The 2,184-nt window shown below is 40.8% G+C and carries 2 protein-coding genes; one reads left to right on the forward strand and one right to left on the reverse strand.

Features of this window, described 5'->3' with window-relative positions; genetic code table 11:
• Positions 1-102 precede the first annotated feature (102 nt).
• Positions 103-1,302, reverse strand: a complete 1,200-nt coding sequence (locus SPADD19_RS08420; protein ID WP_003015928.1) for a phosphoglycerate kinase — start codon at positions 1,300-1,302, stop codon at positions 103-105.
• Between the two features lie 140 nt (positions 1,303-1,442).
• Here SPADD19_RS08420 and SPADD19_RS08425 point away from each other — a divergent pair, with 140 nt between their 5' ends.
• On the forward strand, positions 1,443-2,150 hold the full coding sequence (locus SPADD19_RS08425; protein ID WP_061455781.1) for a hypothetical protein: 708 nt from the start codon (positions 1,443-1,445) through the stop codon (positions 2,148-2,150).
• Positions 2,151-2,184: the final 34 nt, after the last annotated feature.

Raw genomic sequence — 2,184 nt, forward strand, 5'->3', positions numbered from 1 at the left:
ATCAGCGTAGTAGAGCCCACTCAACCACTGCGTCTTGCTCGATAATCCAAAAACAATTAAGAGGCTAGGACTTTTGTCCCAGCCTCTTTCATTCTATTTAGATTATTTGTCTGTAAGAGCAGCCAATCCTGGAAGTTCTTTACCTTCAAGGAGTTCCATAGAAGCACCACCACCAGTAGAGATCCATGAGAATTTGTCTGCACGTCCAAGGTTGATCGCAGCAGCTGCTGAGTCACCACCACCGATGATTGATTTAACGCCTGGTTGTTTCACGATAGCGTCCATCACACCGATTGTACCAGCTTGGAAGTCAGGGTTTTCAAATACACCCATAGGTCCGTTCCATACAACTGTTTTCGCACCAGTTAATTCTTGGTCGAATTTAGCGATTGATTTAGGACCGATATCCAAACCAAGGAATCCTGGGTCAACTGCTTCACCTTCAGTGTCTTTCACTTCAGTGTAGTCAGCAAATGCGTTCGCTTCTTTTGAGTCAACTGGCAAGATCAATTTACCGTTTGATTTTTCAAGAAGAGCTTTCGCCACATCCAATTTGTCTTCTTCTACAAGTGAGTTACCGATTTCGATACCTTGTGCTTTGTAGAATGTGTAAGTCATCCCACCACCAATAAGGACTTTATCAGCTTTTTCAAGCAAGTTTTCGATAACACCGATCTTGTCAGATACTTTAGATCCACCAAGGATAGCTACGAATGGACGTTCTGGAGCTTCAACTGCTTCTTTGATGTAAGCAATTTCATTTTCAAGAAGGAATCCAGCAACAGCTTTATCAACGTTTGCAGAGATACCAACGTTAGATGCGTGTGCACGGTGAGCAGTACCAAATGCATCGTTTACGAAGACACCATCTCCAAGTGATGCCCAGTATTTACCAAGTTCAGGATCGTTTTTAGATTCTTTCTTGCCATCAACATCTTCGAAACGAGTGTTTTCAACCAAGAGAACTTGTCCATCTTCAAGAGCGTTAACAGCTGCTTCCAATTCAGCACCACGTGTAACACCTGGGATAAATTTCACTTCTTGACCCAATTTAGCAGCCAAGTCAGCAGCTACAGGAGCAAGTGATTTACCTTCTTTATCTGCTTCTTCTTTTACACGTCCAAGGTGAGAGAAGAGGATTGCACGTCCACCTTGTTCAAGGATGTACTTGATAGTTGGAAGAGCTGCAGTGATACGGTTATCGTTAGTGATCACGCCATCTTTTACAGGAACGTTGAAGTCAACACGAACGAGAACTTTTTTCCCTTTCAAGTCAACGTCTTTAACAGTCAATTTTGCCATTAGATATGACTCCTTCTTTTTTTAATACATGATAATTATATCACAAAAGCTGTAAAAGAGGTAGAAAAATCCAATGCTTTTCCCCTCTAATTCACAGTCTATCCCGGAAACCCTATAATAGGGATAAAAAGGAGATATAAATGAAAGAAGGATTATCTACTCAACAAAAAGAAGCCGACAAAGATTTAAATATCTTGGCACTTTTCACCTTGCTTCCACTGATGGGCTTTCTAGCTTTTCAGGAGCCAATCATCAACTTCAGTAGAAGTCCAGACCATTCTCTCTGGATTCGCTTAATGGTTCTCGCACTTTGTCAATTTTCTGTAGCTGGCTTGGGAACTAGTGCTGTCCTTATTCGTCGAAAAGAAAGCATACAGAAATATGGATTGGTTAAGAAAAAATTCTTTCCAACTATCCTTCAAACAGTTCTTATTGCCTTACCTCTTCTCATTTTCCTCATCGCTTCAGGTCAGGTTCATTCCTATCTTCCTTTTCAATCCATCCTCCTAACAAAAGAAGTCTTATCCAGTCCCTTCCCAACCAATTTCGTGGGCTATCTTCTCATTTCTCTTATTTGGGGATTCTGGGAGGGCTTTAATTATGTTGTGATTGCCCAAAAAATCAATCTCCGCTATCCTCAGTACGTAAAAGGAGTATGGAATCTAGGAGCATTTGTTTGTGCTTTGATCTGCTTGCTTATCCACGGGATGATTGGTTTTGACTCATTGTCCCTCTTGCAAGAAGGAACTGTTTTCATTCTAATTTATGGAATGCTTCTAGTTCAGAGACGTACAGGAAATGCTTGGGGCTGTATTCTTATTTTTATCCTCCTTTGGAATGCCTTTTAATATTCTCAAAATAAGATCAAACCTCTCTGGTTTT

Source organism: Streptococcus parasanguinis (assembly GCF_001578955.1).
In the GTDB taxonomy this organism is placed as follows: domain Bacteria; phylum Bacillota; class Bacilli; order Lactobacillales; family Streptococcaceae; genus Streptococcus; species Streptococcus parasanguinis_U.

Bases quoted from the DNA above. Each gene is read 5' to 3' on its own strand.
- SPADD19_RS08420 (WP_003015928.1), bottom strand. From the start codon at position 1,302: ATGGCAAAATTGACTGTTAAAGACGTTGACTTGAAAGGGAAAAAAGTT.
- SPADD19_RS08425 (WP_061455781.1), top strand. From the start codon at position 1,443: ATGAAAGAAGGATTATCTACTCAACAAAAAGAAGCCGACAAAGATTTA.